The following is a 16,961-nucleotide window of genomic DNA, read 5'->3' on the forward strand; positions in this document are numbered from 1 at the left end:
CTTATCTTTGTACTTATGGATAATCTTTCTTGTATAAGGCAGCAGGCGGACGTTAAGCAGATAATGCGTTGCAAAGACCGGATTAGTGAAATCAAAGGGACAGTTGATTATTTATCCAGCGGACTTGAGTTAGCGGGTAACAATGTAAGACTGAAAATACTTTTTCTTCTTTATGAAGAAAAGAAACTTTGTGTTTGCGACCTAAGCGATATTCTCAGTATGACCATTTCGGCAGTTTCTCAGCACTTGCGAAAACTCAAAGACAGAAAACTCATTGAAACGGAAAGACAAGCGCAAACTATTTTCTATTCGTTGGCAAAAGAGTATGAAAAAATGCTCAAACCTTTTTTCAAAATCCTTAACGAAAACAAAATTTTGGAAGCAATATGAAAACAGAAAAAAAATTAATCGGTGCAGGACTTTTGACAGCAATTGCTTCGTCCTTGTGCTGTATTACGCCAATTTTGGCTATAGTTGCGGGTTCAAGCGGAATTGCTTCTACCTTTTCGTGGCTCGAACCTTTTCGACCTTATTTTATTGGTATGACTGTTTTAGTTCTTGGCTTTGCTTGGTATCAAAAACTGAAACCTCAACAACAAATTGACTGTAATTGTGAAACAAATCAAAAACAAAATTTTATGCAAACGAAATCATTGTTAGGAAGTATTACCGTAATATCAGTTTTACTTCTATCATTTCCGAGTTATGCTCACATCTTTGTTCCGAAGACAAAAATCACGGCAATTGTTACTTCGACTTCTAAAATTCAGAAAGTTGAATTTACTATTAAAGGAATGACTTGTTCAGGATGTGAACATCATGTAAAGAAAGAAATTAGCAAACTAAAAGGCATTGTTGAAGTTATTGTTTCTTACGAAAAAGGCAACGCAATTGTAAAGTTCGACAACAAACAAACCAGCATCGAGCAAATCGAAAAAGCTATCAACTCTACTGGTTACAAATCACTAAAAAGCAAAATTATTTCATAATGGACATCATTTTAATATCCGAAATAACTTGTCCAACCTGCGGACATAAGAAATCCGAAGAAATGCCAACTGATGCTTGTCAATTTTTCTATCAGTGTGAGAGTTGCAAAACAACTCTAAAACCTATAAAGGGAGATTGTTGCGTGTTTTGTAGTTACGGTACAGTAAAGTGCCCACCTATTCAAGAGGGAAATGCTTGTTGTAAATAACTAAACCACTATGGACTTTCAGTCCATAGATTTGAACAACGAATGAAATTCGTTTAAAAAACTCCACAGATGCACAGATAATAAAATATTAAAAAATTCATTTTATTATCTGTGCATCTGTGTCGAATAAAAAATTTATAGAAACTGAAATTCTTGCACTGAAAGTGCATAGTTTCAACTAACTATTTTAATGCTTAATTGAAACTATGCACAACGAGTTTTCTATAGTCAGTTAATACTTACAACCTTTTTTCTAAAACAAACCAAAGCCAAAGTCCGGAATTGTTTTAGAAATGGGGTTGTTCCGCTTTCCGCAAAAATACGTTTCCGACCGCAGGGAGGAATTGCATTTTTGCCGCCCAACTTTTGGTCAGGCGGTTTTTTATATTTTTATCAGTTGAGAATGGAAATTTTTTAGATTAAGGAAAAAACCTCTGTTTTCAGTCAGTCCGTTGCGAAACAAGTTCCACAATAGAGAACATCCCATTTGTGCTAATGTAGAATTAATAAACAAATCCTGCTTTTCTAATGCTTCTGCTAAACTGCAACTTGGTGTATCATCTTGCGTTTCAGACTGCAAAAGCAGTTCTCCAAATTCTTCCGTCACATAAGGAAGATTCGACGTTGTTTGATATTTTTCGGAATCAGGTTGTTTTATATTCTCAACTGTAGAAAGCAAAACCTGTCCAGAATATCGGTTGTTGCCAAAATCCATCCAATATTTAGCCTGGTTTCTGTATAATCTCCTACCCTCTTTCAATTCATTCAGAATATCAGCAATTTCAAATCGTGATTTGACATTATCAACACACGACATATAAATTGCGGACTGCATATTCTCTTGGATTCTTCCTAAAGAATCTCTTTCAAACTTTCTGACTTCGGCTTTCCAATTCGTTCCAGACCATCGGTTTGCCCGATTTATCAGTGCAACTGCCTTTGGTAATCCTACTTCACATTCTGCAAAACGCTGTCTGCCTTGATTCGCTTCTGTGACAATATCATCATCCCACAACCGCACCTGTAATCCTGCGTGTCCCAATTCAATCAATGAATGGTTCATTTCGATCAAGGCGGTCAATACTTTAGAACCTGTACCACCTGCACCTATGAGGTTTACCATTACAGGATTGGTAGGATTTAAAAGGCTATCATCGGTAAAATGGACTTTTGTTTTTTCAGATTGTATCATTAGAGTAGATTTTTTTAAAGTTAGATTTGAATTGATTAGAATATCTGTCGGAAACGGCTCTTTTGAATCAATAAGGCTTTTCCAAAGGATTACCAAGTTTCCTTTAATCGGATTATGGCTGTTGACCAAATGGCTGAAATAAGAATTGAAAAAATAGTTTTCCCATTTCTTAGTAAACTCTTCGAGTGATGCGGAACTTTTAATGTTTACGTCGACCGTTCCCATACAAACACTTCCGCTTTCGTAAACATTAAAGAACGGAGCGTGAAATAGTGGTGTATCTGTATTGGGGCGTTGGTCTGTCTCCAATGCGAATATTTTCATTCCCTGCTTATTGGCACACCATAGCAAAGGTGGCACATTCGCTAAACCATTTGGAATGGAAAGCTTTTCGGTAAATAGTAACTGTCGTTCCTGTGCTTTTGTGTACCAGACCACTTTTCCATTTTCCGATGTATCTATAAATAGTACAGTTTCAGAAATAATACCACTTGGTCTTAGAAAATCTTTTTCTTTCTTATTTTGAATATTTAAAGATTTGGAGAGTCGTTGTGCCTCCCTTACAGTCAAAGGGTGGGCATTGACAGGGTTTCCATTAGGGTCAATATCAAAATGTTCAACATAACCATCGCGATTATAATCTTCTGTCTCATAAAAGACCAGTGCTGATTTAGGATAGTAAAGTGTTCCAAAATTATTGGTTATGTCGGTTTCTTCGTTCTTAATTGTATTGGCTGTATTTCTCATAGCTTGTTTTTATAATTGAATTATTTGCGCCGTGTATGCACAGATTAGTTGAGCAATCGGCACAATTCGTTTAAGACCTTAAACAACTGATTTTCAAAATCAAGGTTTTTATCCAATATATCACTTCCGTCAAAGGTTTTAAAAATCATTGGTTGCTGTGTTTCAGCATATTCGTTGAACTCATTATTGACCATACTCGTTAGATTATCATAAATCAATCCGTCACTCTCGGCAAAAAAGGAAATATATTTATCCATTGCGATAACAGTTTCCTCATTATAATTGTCATCTCCCTCCATTTCTGAGGGCTTGTTTGCATTATTATAGTGGGCATTTCTGAAAATGCTTTCATTAGGGTAATCACAATAAAGTTTAAAGGTTTTTTCTGCCAATTGAAGGCATTCTTTATCAAACCTGTTTTTCGGTATAAAACGTTTCAAGCGTTGCTCAAAAAAAAGAAGATTCTTAGCATTGGAAATTTTTTGTCCCATCATATCTCCGTTGATTTCCGCCCGTTGAAGTTCTTTTTTGCAGATGTGGTTATCTTCTATTTCTTCGTCCTGCTCTATCCAATCAGTAAGCATTTCGTAATTCCAATAGAGATAAGAATCTTCCTGTCTGTAATATGGAATATCTACATTTCTATACAGATAAGTGCATACGGACAATAGTAAGCAAGCTGCTTTTCTGTGTACCTTATTGCGGAGCAATTGATAAAGCGGTACGACGGGAACATAAAACAAGGTTGCCCCTGTGTTGCATCTTTCTTCTATTGCAAAGCAAGTCTTACTCCCTTTTTCTATCAGCCTAACACTCTGCCAATTTTCAGTCTTGGTTTTCAACTGCGTTTCAATATCTCTCAAAGCAAGGCTGATATTGTATGGATAATTAAAATGCTGTGTCGGCATTGGGGTTATATCATAATGCTTTGCTAATTGAGAAAGGGACTTATAAAAATCCCTTTCTGTTTTAGCAGACTTACGTTTGCCCTGTGTTATTGTTATTTCATTCTCCTTTAATTTCGGCATAAAGCAGGTTCTCAGAAAAGCATTGGAAGTTGGGAGATTGGAACGGATTTCCGTTGGTCTTTCTGAACTTCCGAACTGTCTTTTATCTGATGCATCCATTGTGCGTATTCCCTCAATTGTAAGTGAAGTTGCCTTTGTTTTTTTTCTTCGGGAGGTTGAATTGTCCCCGATATGGTTTTTCGTTGCATTCATTTTATTTTTGTTTGTCAGTTTATGGTTGATGGTTATTAGCTTTTAGATTGTAATTCTATCAACTGTCAACCAAAAACCATCAACTATTTATTATCCTTTTGTTCCCATCACACTTTCAAATTGATATTCAACAGCATCATCCTTGATTTTCGGTGCTGAAATTTTTGAAGTGGTCAGTATCGGGTACGTGTTGGCGTAAAAGTTCATTACTGATTCTACGCTCCATTTTGGTTCAGGGTCAGGTAAACGTATTTCCTGTCCGTTATCTTTGAGTATAAAAACTCGGTCTAATAGGGTTGCAAGTAACATTTATAATATTTTTAAGATTCAACATTTTCATTGGTCGTTTCAGAGAATAGGCTTGGTGCAAAATGTTTCTCATATTCATCCTGCTTTTTGCGGATGATTTCAGCATAATCGGGAAATTCCGATACTTTTGGAAGAGCTGACCACGCTTCTTTGTATTTGCCGTCTTTTTCGAGTTCTTCGGCTTTTTGCAAGGCTTCTTTGTACTTTTTATCTTTGCCTTCCTTTTCTTTTTTCTCCTTGTCGGATTTCTCCTTTTCCATTGCCGATTTCTTCTTGGCTTCTTCGACCTGTTTCATAAAACTTTCCATATCTACCATTAAGCCCGATGCGGTCTGCAATGGTGTCGAAATACTTTCAAAAAATCCGTTGTCCAATTCTTCCGCTGTCCCCATTAAATTGAGTGGCGGAATCGTTTTCCTTGCCTCGTCTCCGCATTGCTCATTGTTGAGCAATACGGAAAGAACGAAACTGTTTTCTGCCCCTTGTCGGAGTGTGATTTGCAAATCTCCTGTAAGATTGAGTTTGCCTATCTGTCTGAAAAAATTGGTTTGCATAATTTTGTTTTTAAAATTGATTTTTTACTATTTCTGTTATAATTAATTTTATATTCATTATTTTGAATAATGCTCTGTAATAGGTTTCTTGCGTTTGTGGCATTCCAATCATCTTCTTTGGTCATATCCAAATAGTGTAATTTTTCATATTGTTTTACCATTTTGGCAATAATGTTCAATGCTTTATACTCCGTTTTGTCTGCGAGATTGCTCATATTGTTTTGATTTTAGTAGTTTTCCGTACATATCTTTCCAAAACCTTCTCAGTCTTTTATCTAATTCTGAAAATTCTTTGTTTGTATGTTCATATTCCTTACTCTGCTGTAATTTGGATAGCTTCATCAAGATTGGTTACTTTAATCTTGCAACCGTTTAAGTCTGTTACTCTCATTGTTGTTGAGTTAATTGATATAATGAAAATTCTTCTGTCCAAAATTCTTCGCCTGTCTGTTTTCCAAAAGCGTTGTAAATGGCATTTCCGTTTTTATAGACTTGCATTTGGTAGCAATTCAGATTATTTTCGGGTTGCAAAAATTTTTTCAAATCCTCTTTTTCCAATTCGATAAAAATCCTGCTTCTCTCCGAAAGCCATTCTTCAACTTAGGGATAATTTTCTTCCGAAAATTTGAAAAACTCTACATTGGTATCGGCATAATTCAGCCATTTTAAATCATAGTCATTTTCCAAAGGCTTTACGGCTTCGAGCCTTTTCTTTTGGATTTCTTTCCATTCTCCCGTAATGTGGATAATGGCAAAATCGCCATTATCCCATTCACTGTTGGTCATTGATTTTATCAGTAAATATTCTGTTTGTTGAAGTGATGTTTTCATTTATGCAATTTTTTGTTTGTTATTATTTATTTTCCTGTCTAATAGGATTCTCATAATCTCCTCTTTGTAATCGTAATTTTCACCTTCGAATTCGTAACAATCTGTATCTACATTGTAGATGAAGTCTTGAAAGTCACATTGATTGAGAAAATAATCCTGTAAGATTTGGTTTTCGCATATGGTCTTGCCAAAAACCATACAGCCAGATTCTTCGTAATCCAATACAAATCCGACATCGTAATGATTTGCAACAATCCATAATGCTTCGATATTTGGGCTCCATCTTGTCTCATAATGGAAAGAACATTCATCTGTTTCACTTCGATAAATTTCACAGAAGTAACCGTTTTTGCTCTTGACAAAATCGGGCAGTTGCCCAATATTTCCCTTAGTTTCCTTTTCTATCATTTCTTGAAATACATTCGAGACTTTGTCCAAAACCTCTCGATTTCCTGTGAATGTTACTTTATTGTTGCACCAATTTGCCATAATATTTGTTGTATAATTGTTGTTTTCGTAAATGTATGTTCCGCTTGTTTTGAAAGGTTCTTTTCCCTCTGTAAGGCGGATTTCTGATTTGAATTTTCTTGAAAGACTTTTTGCATACCGTATTGCTGTCGTTCTCTCGCAATAGAATTGGGAAAAGATTTCCACCTTTTCCCAATCATTCTTATCACTTTTCGGCTTCATTTGAAAGTTATATTGTGCTTCCATATTTTGAATGCTTTTAGAATGGTAAATCATCGTCCGTATCTTCCGCAAAAGCATTGGATTTCTGTGGCTGTGAAGCTGGTTGTTCTTCTGTGTCAGACTTTTTTCCGCCTCCGTGTACTTTGATGTTAGAAGTATGGAAATTCAACCCCGATTTTATTTCTCCATCTTTTCCAATCCACGCACTCGCACTTGCTCTGCCTGTAAGCTCTACTAATGTTCCCTTCGTTAAAATCTTAGCTACGTTGGCACTTAGCCAATAGGAGCAGTTATAATAAGTGGTCTGTTCTCTTAGTTCGCCTTGTTTGGTTTTAAATCTGTCATTAATGGCTAGTGAAAAATTCACGACCTGTTTGTCATTTTTTAAAGTGTTGATTTCTGCGTTTTTTGTAATTCTGCCTACGATGTTCATAATGTTAATTTTTGATTGTTAATAATTGATTTTCGAGTTTGTTAAAATTTTCGATTTGATTGATTTGGTTTCGAGGACACTCGTTTTTTTTCTGCTTATATCCAATTGGAAAAGCAGAATTATTTGTTGTTTTATTTTGTTGTTTTTTCCGTTGATGTCAAAGACCGTCTGCGATTTAATTGATTCGTATAACTGAGGTTCCGTCTTTTTCTTTGCCGATGATCATAGGAAAGTATCAGGCATATAAAACCACAATCCTCCAAAGCTTTGGAGGATTGTGGCTCGAAATATTTTTGTCCGAAGGATTCAGGAGTGTCTGAAAAAATTATTGGAACTCGTGGAAAGAATTTTTATAGAAACCCAAAAATATTTTTTTAGGTGAATGATGCTGTCCTACATTTGCAATAGTAAAAAGCCAAAAATCAGTTAGAAGTGATTAAATAGAGGGTTTTGATAGTAGGAAAAATGTAAAATTAAACATTAGGTAATCTGTTTTTTTTTAAGGTTTAACCAGTTTATGATTTTTAAAATTAAATTTCTCTTTAAAATCATTTTCAGAATTTTTACATTTTACTTTGTTGCACAAAACCACTCGTTTAAATCCTTAAAATCTTTGTACAACAAAGAACAATCTTCAACATTTTTATAGTTTTTCCGGATAACCTGTTTGATTGTAATTCCATTATCATCATTATCTAGGAAAAGTGAGGTTTTATAATATGCTCTAAGTTCTTTATCGACTTTGAAAAGCATTGCCGTAGAATTGAGAATCAAACAATCTGAAATTGAACTTTCTGCACTTTCCAAATTTTTAAAAGTCAGATAATCAAAAAAAACCTTCAAAAACTACAATTTCATTGGAAGTCTTCAAATCATTTTTTATCAAAGTCACATCTTTTTTTGCCCAAACATATCTTTGAATATTTATTTCGGATTTCAACGCCTCCGGAATTATTAAAAAAGCCAATTCCGAAATATTTCTTACCATTCAACATATACTCAATTTCTTTTACCAAATCTTTTTGTTCACAAACTTTTCGGGATTTTAAATATTGGATTAAAGCTGGGTGCTGAATTTCATTTACTTTTATGATTTGATAATTTTTGATTTGGACAGATTCTTCAATCTGAGTATTATTTTGAACTGAGAAGTCAAATTTATCAAGGTACTTCAAAGCATCAGAAACTGAACATTGATTCATTTGCTGAACAATTGAAATAACATCATAACTTTTCCCGGTTCCGAAATCAAAAGCTTTATTTTTCACAAAATCAACAGACAAACTCGGGATTTTTTCCTCTCTGTCGAGCGCAAAATAAAATGCCGTTTTTCGGTTTTCTTTCACGGGAAAGAGATTGAACGATTCCAAAACTGTTCTAATATTTACTTTTTCTTTTGCTTCTTCGCAATTCATTTTTTTCTTTTTTAAAGCAAATTTTTTATCCACATTTTCCTTTTAAATAAAAAAAGACTTTTTAATTACTTTTATAATACTTTTAATGATGCACCGAATCGCCTTATGGTAAAGCATTTGAACCCCATTTTCGGTGAGTGCAATTCCGAATTTCAGTGAGTGCAATTCCGAAAGTGGAGTGAGTGCAATTCCGAAAAAACAACTCATTTGTGGTGAGTGTAAATCCGAATTGTATTTTCTACTTTCATTGATTTTTCGTTTTTTTTTCACATTTTCTTACAGTTATCCCTATTTTTAACGGGTTTTGAATTTTGGAGTGAGTGCAATTCCGAATTCTCAATCAAAAATTTCAATATTTTAACATTTTCTTAACTTCAGTGAGTGCAATTCCGAATTTTGGGTGAGTGGAATTCCGAACTCAAATAATTATTGGGTAGCCATTTGGCAGCAACTCTCCCATTTTTGTATTCCTGTAAATCTGTATGATGTGTTCCTGAATTTTATTTAAAAATTCGGTTCCTTGAAATTCTGTCGATTTAATTCCTTGCAATCGTGCTGTTCTAATAAATTCTTCAAAAGCTTTCTCTATCAATACTCTGGTTTGCGGAATATATCTGTATTGATGCGAAAACTGAATCATTTCACTTGTCAGCAGACCATATCTTTTTCTAAAGTAGATCAATCTTCGGCTGATTTCTTGCTTTTCATTAGGATATGCTTTTCTTAATTTCCGTTCTTCGTTACTGTTTTCAGATATATGATCATCTTCCTTCTTTTTTGTCAAACGCGGTATTACAAAAATTGAATCTCTTTTGTACTTATAATCGAAAGAGACCGTATTGAATGTATTAAGACTGCTTCTTGCAGGTTTTAGAAACTTGAAACAAAAATCCTTGGCAGTTTGATAATTCAATCCAAATTTTTTGTTCAGTGTTGACAGTTTTAATACCGTTCCATTTTCAGGGATTTTCGAAAGCCAGATAGCAAATATTATATGTTTGTTGTTTCTTACATTATAGACCAGATTGTACAGCACATAATTATATTCCGGAATGACCATCAATTTTTTCAGCCAATAACTGCTGATTAGAAAAGTGGTGTACCCTCTTTTATCGTAACTCGGTGTTGAAATGAGTCCACCGAAAGTTTTGATTTCTCTTCCTTTAGAATTAAACGATTTATACCAGCTCATTTTGAATTTTGCGAGAAATTCATAAGCATCTATCACTTGTTTTGTGGAACCGCTAGGAGAAATTTTGCTATTTCTGATTTTTATAGAAGCGAAAATATTGTTTTCGGTTTCAAATTCTTCATCAAAAAGTGAAAGCTGTTTTGGTCTGTCTTCCGGACGGAATTGTTCATTGCTGATGATGGAAATAATATTGAAAATCACCCGAAGTGCATTGATAGGAATATCGGCAGCTTCATGATCTTCAAAAATGAAATCGTCCACGAAATGGTTCCCTATTCTGATTTTTTCGGGAACTCTTTCGCTTTTATTGTCAAATTCCTTTCGGATAAGTCTTACATGCGGATCCCCCATGCTGTACATCTTTTTTATGTGTTGAATTTTTTATTTTAGTATTACTTTCGGTCTGGATTTTTAGGACGCTTTATATTTGGAATGCTTGATACGGAAAGCTGAAGGTTTGTATCCTCATTTTTTATGAACGGCAATATACTTTTTAGGGAAGATTTCCAGTTGGTAATACGTCGGTTTGAACTATTTTGCCAATCATTACGTACCCAGACTTCGTACTTTTTTTCTATGACGGAATCTAATTCAGATTCATAAGTTTCTAATGTTTGGGCATATTCAATAAATTCATCAAAACTTGGAATGTTCTTTTGATTGATTACAGGTGGTGATGGCTGTTGTTGTGATGGAATTTCTACACTTCCTGCTGTAAGAAAATCTGAACTTTTTACAATTTTAGCTTTCTTTATTTTTTCGGGTTTAGCAATTTTCAAGGGATAATCTAAAAGCAATCTGTAGTAACATGGAAGTCCGTTCTTGGTTTGAAATTCAATTAATCCAAAGTTCTGGAGTTTCTCTTTTACAGATTTTACGGTCTTTCGGGTTAATCCCAACTCTTTACTCACTGCAACATCAGAAATCTGGAACTCATACCCGTTATTGTCATATCCAATTTTAAGCAAATACAGATACATCGAAATTCCCGTAGAACCTATTTGATTTATTTTATTAAAATCCCAAAATCGGTGTATCAATTCAAGATAAGTCATCTTTATTTTTTTCCGAAAAGCGATAATGCTTTTTCTTTGTCTATGATGATAATGTTTCCGTTTTGGATGATGGCTTCATCCAATAACCCCGATGATTTTACTTCTGAAGCTTTTGAAACAGAACATCCCAATATTTTCGCTAAACCTTTCAGACCATATTCATATTTCTTTTCAGAGTTGACACCGCTCGAAATTTCTAAGAATTCTCCAACAGTCAGTTGCCAGATCGGAGTTTTAGGATCAATTTCTTTCATTAGTTTTGGTTTTGGTTTTGGTTTTGATTTGAATTTTTCAGCTTTGAAATCCAATTTCTTGCTGCAGATTTCCAACACTTCATGGGTTGATCATTGCACAACTTCCAATCCTTAGATTCGTATAATGAATAAAATTGATTCGCTTCTTCAGATTGAAAATCACACTCGTTAAAATATAGTTCAACCTCATACAGCATCGGTACAGAAAAGGAAATCTTTTTGTCGGGTACTATTTTTTGGTCATGTACTATTTTACTTTTTTCAAAATCTTCACTTTCAAAATCAATAATTTCGATTAAGCTTCCTTCATAAGGGTGATAACTAGGGGAATAAATGATAAACCCTGCGCTATGCAGTTCTTTTATACATTTGTGGTAAGTCGCAAAAGATTTTATTTTACCGAGCTTCATCACCTCTTTCCGACTCACACGAAATGGATTTTGGTATTGATGCCTACTCCACAACTGGAAAAGCGAAACATATAAACTGATGTGCGAGGGAACCATCCGATGATCCCTAATGACATTTCCAAAAAAATCAATAATTTTATTAGACTGCTTCATAACTACCGATTTAATGTTTGAAGTCTGTCAGTAGTTTCTCAATGTCTTTGTAATTGTAGTACAGAGTCCCTCCTACCTTACTGTATGATAACGTTCCGTTGATTCTCAGATTTTGTAATGTTCCTGAAGAGATGTTCAACAGCTTTTTGACCTCGGAGGTCCGAAGCCATAATTTTTGTTCTGTTGTATTATCGTGTAGTAATTCTTTAATCCCTTCCAGCAATTCAACTTTAAACTGCTGAAGATCTTCTTTGGTGATAATGGATATTGCCATGATTTCAAATTTGTTTTGTCTGACAAATTTTCGAAATCACGCAAAATATCTTTCGGTAGTTTGTCGGTACTACCGAAAGATTCCCTTGTGAAACCTATGAATAAAAGGTTTTAAATTAAAGATTACAATTTGTTTTATCTATCTTCATCCAAATCACACATCTAAATTATCCAGATATTGATCTAAATTCTTTTGAAGCAATGACAAAAATTTAGTTCTTTCCGTTTTACGTAAGCGTATTTCACCTAAAGTTTTATGATAATTGCCTAAATTAATATGAAGTGAGTTTTCTGCCCACCTGAAAATTTCAGCCAGATCTGAGTGACCACCGTTGAAACATTTTGTTTGGTGAAGCGCATACAACAACTCAATCAATGCAACTTTAGGAGCTGTCCATTCCAGATTTCTGATATGTGCGATTGAATTTTCTCTGACTTCTTTCGAATTTATTTTATTAGATAATAGTGATCCAAAAGATCATTCGCTAAAATCTGAGATACCATATGATCATGGGATGTCGAAAATTCTTCATCATAGCTGTACAGTTCGGGGCTTAACTTCAACTTAAAGTCGAATTTGAACCTGACGAAATATTTCTTATCCAGATAGGTAGATTTTCGGCGGTAGTAACTAATAAATTCTCTCTGCTCATTATAAAAATACAAAAGATTGCTTCTCTCATTTTCGTAGTAGGATTGTAAGGCTTGAGGATCTGCATAAGGTTTTGAGGCTTCTATAGCTAAAACTTTGGAGTAGTAAATATAAACTGCTATGAATTGCGGTTTGGTATTTTTAAAAAAGTAGATTTCATCACTCCAATCTGAAAATTGATATTGCCGAAGGTGATCCTTCAATTGTCTAATGGCAATGTCTGTTTCCATCAGAATCTCTTCAGAACGAATGACAATGTCATTTTCGCTCCTGTTGATCTGATCTACAGTTGTTGTAAGATTTTTCCAAAGCTGGTCATTTTTTTTTCGGAAATTTTGTCCGTTCATACGTATCATTTTTTTGGTCACGTAAAAATCGGGCTAAAAAATAAAAAAATCAATTCTTCTGAATTTCATCCAGTCTTTTCCGGATAAAATCGGTAGGTCTAATTCCGTTGATTTCCAAGAAATGTGCTGAAAAGATTTGCCGGTTTGCCATTCCGCATTTTTCCGCAAGGCTGTCAATTTTAAATTTAAGATATTTACTGTCTTCTAATAGTAAATTGGTGATATACCTGATTCTTAAAATTTTTAAATACGTGGTAAATGTTACATCAAGATGAACATTGAGTACGTATGATAGATGGGTACGGTTGCTTCCAATCATTTTAGCCACAATCGGAAGCGTTAAATTTTGCTTCAAAAAGTTTTTTCTCTCTTCAAAAATCTTGAGATTTGCTTTTACTTCTTCAATAATTTCTGCGCTGTATATATTTTTTTCTTCGGAAGAAACAGGTTTCGATTCTAAAAAATGATCTGTAGGTTGAGAAGTATTAAATTTTTCTAACAATTCCTGATACTTGATCGTCAGTGCTTTTTCTCTCTTGCGGAACTTCCAGATTGAAAAGCATAATATCATCAATCCAAAACCCATAGAATAATATAAAATAATAAACCCATTTTTATGAACCCTTTGCAATTTATTCTTCTCTTCTAATAAAGTATTGGTATCGTATTCCCTGTGAATTTTTGAAGAAAGCATGGCAAAATCAGCATTGATAATTGAATCAGCCTTTAACAGCTGATTGGTATAATATAATTGCCTTTCATAATTTTTGTTTTGTTTGGCATCTTTAATGAGATATTCATAACCGGATCTGATCTCCGGAGTGACAAACCAAAATTTATTGACCAAAGAATCAACTTTATTAAGATACTGTAAAGATTCTGCTCTTTTTCTATCTGACCAATACGCTTTTCCCATATAAAAATAAACCGTCATTAATGAAGCATCATCCTGATGGTGACTCAAAATATCCTTTGACTGTTTAAAATATTGTAATGCATCATCGGTATTTCCCAATCTTAACAACTGTACCCCTTTTCCTTTTTGAAAATATCCATACTCCGTGGACAGCTGAGCGGTATTGTGAAGTCTTCTTAATCCTATATTAATCAATGAATCTTCCTTCTGATACAACCGTAAGTTCCTGTAACAGGTACTTAACCGGTAAATACTGTTAAAGTATCCTGATTCGTTATTCAGCCTGATGTTAGGATGAACATTCTCTTTGGATTTTTTTTCAAAATAATCTGCTGCTTCTTCAAAATGTACTGCCGCCTCCTTATAATAACCCAAATAGCTTTTAACCATCCCCAAATGATACGTGATCTTATTCTTGAGGTAATCATCTTTCGAATTCTTGGAAAACTTGAAGGCTATTAAATACTGCTCTAAAGCAGGTTTATATTGTCTTCTGTTATAATAGTATATGATCCCCTTTCCAAGATAAGCCCTGGAAATATCATCATCATTTTTGTTTTGTATGGCTGTGATTATCGTACTGTCTGCATATAATAATTTGCGGTTCACATCTCTGCTGTAGTAGATCGCTTCCTCGTATCCTCTTATGAGCTTTTTATAATTATGATCTTTTTTTTGCTTTGCTGATGTACAGATTTACAAACACCAAGGCTCTTTCATCATTCTCGGAATACGAATTAAATAAGCCTGAAATATTCTTGTAAGACTGTTCATTTAGATTCTGACCTTGGATTAATGACAAAAAGAAAGTAAATATTAACAATAATATTCGATTATGATAATACATATAGATAGCGTATTCACAAATTTAATTAAAAAATCATAATTCAAACAGTTGTTTGATCTATTCAAAAGTTTTTATGACCTATGAGCTGATTTACAGCGTTATAAGATTCTATTTTGTGGGAATAATCTATCAATTATTCCCTTCTAATGAATCCATAGACCCGCATAAAGCTTTTCTGAATACCCCAACACTCCTAATTTCGACATCAGAATTCTAATCATATTTCAAACCGGCCGGGATAACTTTTAAAGCCATTTAAAAAATGAAAAAGTGTATCTCAATTTTAAGTTTAATAACTGTATTGCTTATGCAGTCTTGCGAAAGATCTGATAATGATTTTAATATAACAGAACAAAAAAATCTGAAAATCGAAGTTCAAAACTATAATGAATCTGAAAAAATTGGAAATAAAGAATCCGGAGAAAGTGATTCTGAAAATCTGGATACAGGAGATGATGATGACGATCCACCAAGAGATAAGCAGCATTGGAGGATTGAGCAGGATACCACCAGAAATAAAAACCTCTTTAACCGACAAAGTTTCTAAGTGTGGAAAACCAAAAGGTACTGATAAGCACAGGAAAAAAATGCACTGTGAGCGGTGAATGGGAAATTGAAGGGCGGATCAGTACTTCAGTTTTTGTATCAAAAGGTGAACTTATGCCGGCATATTGCGGAAAGAACGTACAATGGATTTTAGTTAGAAAAGGATAAATATTACGATTATGAAAACCGTCAGAACAAGATTTATAGAAATTGTCAGCTATTTTTTCATCCTGCTGTTTTGCTATGCGAGCATCAGTAAGATGATGGATTTTGAAAATTTTCAGATTCAGATTGCACAGTCTCCCCTATTGAGTGCATTTTCAAATGTTATCTCTTACGGAGTTCTAATCATTGAACTTGCAATATGTATTTTATTGATCTTTGAGAGAACCAGAAAAATCGGATTATACTTTTCTTTTGTTCTGATGGTTTTATTCACTGTCTATATTTACATGATCTTGAACTACAGCGAGTTTATTCCTTGCTCTTGCGGTGGAATTTTAGAAAAAATGGATTGGAAAACCCATCTGATATTTAATATTGCCACAGTTATCATAGCTGCTTTTGCAATTGTTTTATATTCAGGTTCTAAACGACAAGAGATTTTTAAATCTGTAAGTCTGCTGATTGTTTTATCGATTGTAAGTTGTTCAGCAATCATTCTGATGTACAGACAATCAGAATTTATGATCAAAAAGGAAAATAATTTTACACGAAGGTTTTTGCAGCATCCTATAACAGAAAAGAATCGTTTCAATCTTCAGATCAACTCCTATTACCTTGCGGGCATTTCAAAAGATTCAGTATATCTGGGCAACTATACTGCTCCATTTCTACTGACATCAACTGATTTGAATTTTAAAGCAATGAAAGATCACAGGATAATACCGGACAGGTACGACTTTGATTTTAAAAGAGCGCAACTGAAGGTGAATGCACCGGATTTCTATCTGTATGATGGAAGCGTACCTGTTATCTATCAGGGAATGCTGGGAAATCATCAGGCAAAGACCTTGAGCTTAGGACAGGCATATTTCAGCCAATTGGTGAATATCAGTAAAGATTCCTTTGCAATCAGCACTTATTTCAAAGATTCAGAAAAGCAGACCTTAGGATTGTTAAATCCTTTGCAGAAAAATCCTCTGAATCTGAAATCAGGAATTCTTGGAAAAACCAATGACGGAATCTTTGATACTGATGGACAACTGCATTTTGACCCAATCACTCAAACTGCTGTTTATGTACACTATTACAAAAATCAGCTCTTGATCATGGATAACCATCTTACCATCAAAGCGAAGTATAAAACCATTGATACGATAAGCATTCCGCAGATTGAAGTTTCTGAACTTTCGGACGGAAAAAAGAAGATGAGCAAACCTCCATTAAAAGTCAATAAAAAAGCATTTGCGTATGCGGGTCTGTTGTTTATCGAATCAAATCTCATCGGAAAATTTGAAGACAGGGATCGGTGGAAAAATTCTTTTATCATTGATGTTTATTCTACCGTAAAACAAGGATACATCGGAAGTTTTTATCTACCAAATCCCAAAAAGGAAAAAAAGATGCAGTTTCATATTGCAGATCAGCATCTTTATGTATTAACAGGAAATGAAATCATTAAATATCGTTTTGCGCAGAACATCACTCAGCATTTCATTGCAGGGGGAAGCCGAAAACCTGAACTAAGAGTAGGCACCAAATTTAATTTTACATCATGAAAAAAA

General features: G+C 34.2%; 23 protein-coding genes and 1 pseudogene. 5 read left to right on the forward strand and 19 right to left on the reverse strand.

The genetic code is table 11. From position 1 onward, the window contains the following. The first annotated feature begins 15 nt into the window (after positions 1 to 15). Genes AAHI02_RS07545 through AAHI02_RS07555 form a run of 3 tightly spaced genes read left to right on the forward strand, consistent with a single transcriptional unit; the run spans position 16 to position 1,198 of the window. On the forward strand, positions 16 to 390 hold the full coding sequence (locus AAHI02_RS07545) for a metalloregulator ArsR/SmtB family transcription factor (RefSeq protein WP_027381139.1): 375 nt from the start codon (positions 16 to 18) through the stop codon (positions 388 to 390). Next, positions 387 to 989 (forward strand): mercuric transport protein MerTP, encoded by a 603-nt coding sequence (gene merTP, locus AAHI02_RS07550; protein WP_346986145.1) that lies wholly within the window; start codon positions 387 to 389, stop codon positions 987 to 989. Before AAHI02_RS07545 ends, merTP begins: the two co-directional genes overlap by 4 nt. Next, positions 989 to 1,198: a GDCCVxC domain-containing (seleno)protein gene (locus AAHI02_RS07555; RefSeq protein WP_072410579.1), complete on the forward strand. Its 210-nt coding sequence runs from the start codon at positions 989 to 991 to the stop codon at positions 1,196 to 1,198. Before merTP ends, AAHI02_RS07555 begins: the two co-directional genes overlap by 1 nt. A 382-nt stretch (positions 1,199 to 1,580) precedes the next feature. On the opposite strand, the gene AAHI02_RS07560 is transcribed toward AAHI02_RS07555, so the two are convergent. From AAHI02_RS07560 to AAHI02_RS07650, 19 genes and pseudogenes are all read right to left on the reverse strand, one after another. Further along, on the reverse strand, positions 1,581 to 2,387 hold the full coding sequence (locus tag AAHI02_RS07560) for a PRTRC system ThiF family protein (RefSeq protein WP_028122595.1): 807 nt from the start codon (positions 2,385 to 2,387) through the stop codon (positions 1,581 to 1,583). A 96-nt stretch (positions 2,388 to 2,483) separates the two neighbouring features. After that, positions 2,484 to 3,137, reverse strand: a pseudogene (locus tag AAHI02_RS07565) (PRTRC system protein B); the annotation flags it as partial. Positions 3,138 to 3,181: 44 nt separating this feature from the next. Next, positions 3,182 to 4,357, reverse strand: coding sequence for a hypothetical protein (locus AAHI02_RS07570; protein ID WP_034741379.1), 1,176 nt, complete (start codon positions 4,355 to 4,357; stop codon positions 3,182 to 3,184). A 90-nt stretch (positions 4,358 to 4,447) separates the two neighbouring features. After that, positions 4,448 to 4,666, reverse strand: coding sequence for a PRTRC system protein C (locus AAHI02_RS07575; protein WP_027379053.1), 219 nt, complete (start codon positions 4,664 to 4,666; stop codon positions 4,448 to 4,450). A gap of 11 nt (positions 4,667 to 4,677) precedes the next feature. Continuing rightward, a complete protein-coding gene (locus AAHI02_RS07580; RefSeq protein WP_346986146.1) occupies positions 4,678 to 5,220 on the reverse strand; it encodes a PRTRC system protein E in 543 nt (180 codons plus the stop codon). Continuing rightward, a complete protein-coding gene (locus AAHI02_RS07585) occupies positions 5,193 to 5,435 on the reverse strand; it encodes a hypothetical protein (protein WP_028122591.1) in 243 nt (80 codons plus the stop codon). The genes AAHI02_RS07580 and AAHI02_RS07585 overlap by 28 nt, the downstream gene beginning before the upstream one ends. 172 nt (positions 5,436 to 5,607) lie before the next feature. Then, entirely contained in the window at positions 5,608 to 5,778 is a 171-nt protein-coding gene (locus AAHI02_RS07590; RefSeq protein WP_185147315.1) for a hypothetical protein, read from the reverse strand. A 42-nt stretch (positions 5,779 to 5,820) separates the two neighbouring features. Further along, the gene (locus tag AAHI02_RS07595) at positions 5,821 to 6,051 is read right to left on the reverse strand and encodes a hypothetical protein (protein WP_051889993.1); all 231 of its coding nucleotides are present in this window, start codon (positions 6,049 to 6,051) and stop codon (positions 5,821 to 5,823) included. Next, a complete protein-coding gene (locus tag AAHI02_RS07600) occupies positions 6,052 to 6,765 on the reverse strand; it encodes a hypothetical protein (protein WP_159437613.1) in 714 nt (237 codons plus the stop codon). It abuts the gene before it with no gap. A 13-nt stretch (positions 6,766 to 6,778) separates the two neighbouring features. Further along, positions 6,779 to 7,174 (reverse strand): single-stranded DNA-binding protein, encoded by a 396-nt coding sequence (locus AAHI02_RS07605; RefSeq protein WP_028122590.1) that lies wholly within the window; start codon positions 7,172 to 7,174, stop codon positions 6,779 to 6,781. 570 nt (positions 7,175 to 7,744) lie between these two features. Further along, the gene (locus tag AAHI02_RS07610) at positions 7,745 to 7,981 is read right to left on the reverse strand and encodes a toprim domain-containing protein (protein ID WP_346986147.1); all 237 of its coding nucleotides are present in this window, start codon (positions 7,979 to 7,981) and stop codon (positions 7,745 to 7,747) included. Positions 7,982 to 8,046: 65 nt separating this feature from the next. Further along, a complete protein-coding gene (locus AAHI02_RS07615) occupies positions 8,047 to 8,589 on the reverse strand; it encodes a hypothetical protein (RefSeq protein ID WP_346986148.1) in 543 nt (180 codons plus the stop codon). Between the two features lie 418 nt (positions 8,590 to 9,007). After that, positions 9,008 to 10,132: a hypothetical protein gene (locus tag AAHI02_RS07620; RefSeq protein WP_117590634.1), complete on the reverse strand. Its 1,125-nt coding sequence runs from the start codon at positions 10,130 to 10,132 to the stop codon at positions 9,008 to 9,010. 41 nt (positions 10,133 to 10,173) lie between these two features. After that, a complete protein-coding gene (locus tag AAHI02_RS07625; protein ID WP_034741385.1) occupies positions 10,174 to 10,836 on the reverse strand; it encodes a hypothetical protein in 663 nt (220 codons plus the stop codon). Between the two features lie 2 nt (positions 10,837 to 10,838). Next, the gene (locus AAHI02_RS07630) at positions 10,839 to 11,090 is read right to left on the reverse strand and encodes a DUF3853 family protein (RefSeq protein WP_034741388.1); all 252 of its coding nucleotides are present in this window, start codon (positions 11,088 to 11,090) and stop codon (positions 10,839 to 10,841) included. Continuing rightward, on the reverse strand, positions 11,090 to 11,653 hold the full coding sequence (locus tag AAHI02_RS07635; protein WP_074231889.1) for a hypothetical protein: 564 nt from the start codon (positions 11,651 to 11,653) through the stop codon (positions 11,090 to 11,092). The genes AAHI02_RS07630 and AAHI02_RS07635 overlap by 1 nt, the downstream gene beginning before the upstream one ends. A 10-nt stretch (positions 11,654 to 11,663) precedes the next feature. Beyond that, positions 11,664 to 11,927, reverse strand: a complete 264-nt coding sequence (locus tag AAHI02_RS07640; RefSeq protein WP_034741391.1) for a helix-turn-helix domain-containing protein — start codon at positions 11,925 to 11,927, stop codon at positions 11,664 to 11,666. Between the two features lie 446 nt (positions 11,928 to 12,373). Further along, a complete protein-coding gene (locus AAHI02_RS07645; protein WP_346986149.1) occupies positions 12,374 to 12,925 on the reverse strand; it encodes an RteC domain-containing protein in 552 nt (183 codons plus the stop codon). A 49-nt stretch (positions 12,926 to 12,974) separates the two neighbouring features. Continuing rightward, on the reverse strand, positions 12,975 to 14,450 hold the full coding sequence (locus AAHI02_RS07650; protein ID WP_346986150.1) for a helix-turn-helix domain-containing protein: 1,476 nt from the start codon (positions 14,448 to 14,450) through the stop codon (positions 12,975 to 12,977). Between the two features lie 500 nt (positions 14,451 to 14,950). On the opposite strand from AAHI02_RS07650, the gene AAHI02_RS07655 reads away from it, so the two are divergent. Then, positions 14,951 to 15,235, forward strand: coding sequence for a hypothetical protein (locus AAHI02_RS07655; RefSeq protein ID WP_123855294.1), 285 nt, complete (start codon positions 14,951 to 14,953; stop codon positions 15,233 to 15,235). A 178-nt stretch (positions 15,236 to 15,413) separates the two neighbouring features. After that, a complete protein-coding gene (locus tag AAHI02_RS07660) occupies positions 15,414 to 16,955 on the forward strand; it encodes a MauE/DoxX family redox-associated membrane protein (protein WP_034741403.1) in 1,542 nt (513 codons plus the stop codon). The last annotated feature ends 6 nt before the right edge of the window (positions 16,956 to 16,961 follow it).

The sequence above is a fragment of the Chryseobacterium sp. POE27 genome, assembly GCF_039727685.1.
GTDB lineage: Bacteria > Bacteroidota > Bacteroidia > Flavobacteriales > Weeksellaceae > Chryseobacterium.

Excerpts from the sequence above, each read along its gene's own strand:
- AAHI02_RS07545 (WP_027381139.1), top strand. The coding sequence starts at position 16 with ATGGATAATCTTTCTTGTATAAGGCAGCAGGCGGACGTTAAGCAGATA.
- merTP (WP_346986145.1), top strand. The coding sequence starts at position 387 with ATGAAAACAGAAAAAAAATTAATCGGTGCAGGACTTTTGACAGCAATT.
- AAHI02_RS07555 (WP_072410579.1), top strand. The coding sequence starts at position 989 with ATGGACATCATTTTAATATCCGAAATAACTTGTCCAACCTGCGGACAT.
- AAHI02_RS07570 (WP_034741379.1), bottom strand. The coding sequence starts at position 4,357 with ATGAATGCAACGAAAAACCATATCGGGGACAATTCAACCTCCCGAAGA.
- AAHI02_RS07575 (WP_027379053.1), bottom strand. The coding sequence starts at position 4,666 with ATGTTACTTGCAACCCTATTAGACCGAGTTTTTATACTCAAAGATAAC.
- AAHI02_RS07580 (WP_346986146.1), bottom strand. The coding sequence starts at position 5,220 with ATGCAAACCAATTTTTTCAGACAGATAGGCAAACTCAATCTTACAGGA.
- AAHI02_RS07585 (WP_028122591.1), bottom strand. The coding sequence starts at position 5,435 with ATGAGCAATCTCGCAGACAAAACGGAGTATAAAGCATTGAACATTATT.
- AAHI02_RS07595 (WP_051889993.1), bottom strand. The coding sequence starts at position 6,051 with ATGAAAACATCACTTCAACAAACAGAATATTTACTGATAAAATCAATG.
- AAHI02_RS07600 (WP_159437613.1), bottom strand. The coding sequence starts at position 6,765 with ATGGAAGCACAATATAACTTTCAAATGAAGCCGAAAAGTGATAAGAAT.
- AAHI02_RS07605 (WP_028122590.1), bottom strand. The coding sequence starts at position 7,174 with ATGAACATCGTAGGCAGAATTACAAAAAACGCAGAAATCAACACTTTA.
- AAHI02_RS07615 (WP_346986148.1), bottom strand. The coding sequence starts at position 8,589 with ATGAATTGCGAAGAAGCAAAAGAAAAAGTAAATATTAGAACAGTTTTG.
- AAHI02_RS07620 (WP_117590634.1), bottom strand. The coding sequence starts at position 10,132 with ATGGGGGATCCGCATGTAAGACTTATCCGAAAGGAATTTGACAATAAA.
- AAHI02_RS07625 (WP_034741385.1), bottom strand. The coding sequence starts at position 10,836 with ATGACTTATCTTGAATTGATACACCGATTTTGGGATTTTAATAAAATA.
- AAHI02_RS07630 (WP_034741388.1), bottom strand. The coding sequence starts at position 11,090 with ATGAAAGAAATTGATCCTAAAACTCCGATCTGGCAACTGACTGTTGGA.
- AAHI02_RS07635 (WP_074231889.1), bottom strand. The coding sequence starts at position 11,653 with ATGAAGCAGTCTAATAAAATTATTGATTTTTTTGGAAATGTCATTAGG.
- AAHI02_RS07640 (WP_034741391.1), bottom strand. The coding sequence starts at position 11,927 with ATGGCAATATCCATTATCACCAAAGAAGATCTTCAGCAGTTTAAAGTT.
- AAHI02_RS07645 (WP_346986149.1), bottom strand. The coding sequence starts at position 12,925 with ATGAACGGACAAAATTTCCGAAAAAAAAATGACCAGCTTTGGAAAAAT.
- AAHI02_RS07655 (WP_123855294.1), top strand. The coding sequence starts at position 14,951 with ATGAAAAAGTGTATCTCAATTTTAAGTTTAATAACTGTATTGCTTATG.
- AAHI02_RS07660 (WP_034741403.1), top strand. The coding sequence starts at position 15,414 with ATGAAAACCGTCAGAACAAGATTTATAGAAATTGTCAGCTATTTTTTC.